The sequence below is a fragment of the Algoriphagus sp. genome, assembly GCF_024305035.1.
In the GTDB taxonomy this organism is placed as follows: domain Bacteria; phylum Bacteroidota; class Bacteroidia; order Cytophagales; family Cyclobacteriaceae; genus Algoriphagus.
Genome location: NZ_JAMWZB010000086.1, coordinates 1 through 692, shown reverse-complemented (window position 1 = coordinate 692; position 692 = coordinate 1). Strand labels below are relative to the sequence as shown.

Annotated in this window: 1 protein-coding gene; it reads left to right on the top strand. The window is 41.5% G+C overall.

The window, feature by feature from the left end:
* Positions 1 to 176: 176 nt before the first annotated feature.
* Positions 177 to 692, top strand: a 516-nt coding sequence (locus Q0L00_RS19625) for a Spi family protease inhibitor (RefSeq protein WP_297338592.1), incomplete at its 3' end; no start/stop codon positions are given.

The window sequence follows — 692 nt, the reverse complement described above, 5'->3', positions numbered from 1 at the left end:
AGAGAAAGGTAAGAAAACCTCTGAAAAATACCCAGTTCTGGGTATTTTTTTGAATAAAATTTAGCTTTATATTTAACAATCTTAATACAAACTTTTCCCAGAAACTATGAAAACAAGCAAACAAACAAACAAACAAAGGTAGCTTTTGGCTGCTTGGATTTTTCCCTTTTTTAATCATGGGCTGTGAGGGAGGGCTCACCACAGAGGAGCCATCCATTCAAGTTGATCAAATCGAGTCGGTGGCATCCTACAAGATTGACTCTGAGATGGCGAGAAAGGTTGCTATGGGGTTTTTTACTGAAGATTCCAGTTTTATTGCTGCACGCAAAGGGAAACCTTCTCCAAAAATCCGAGAAATCGCCAGAGTAAGTTTAGCGGATAGTTTGGATTTTGAGGCCTATGTAGTAAATGAATCGGAGGGTTTTGTGATGATCGCCGGGGACTCCCGAGTGATGCCGATCTTGGCCTATTCCACCGAAGGTGAACTGAAACCGGAAGATTTCAAAAATGTCAATGGGCTTAAGGTTTGGTACCAGGAGACCATGAAGCAAATCGATGCAGAGATTAAAGAGGTGAGAGATGTCCATCCGATCGTATACAACGAATGGAAGAAGTATACCGAGGAGTTTGACCCGAATGGGCGGATTTGGAATAATGAAGTTGCCTACAATCCAAATACCAATTGCTATGAA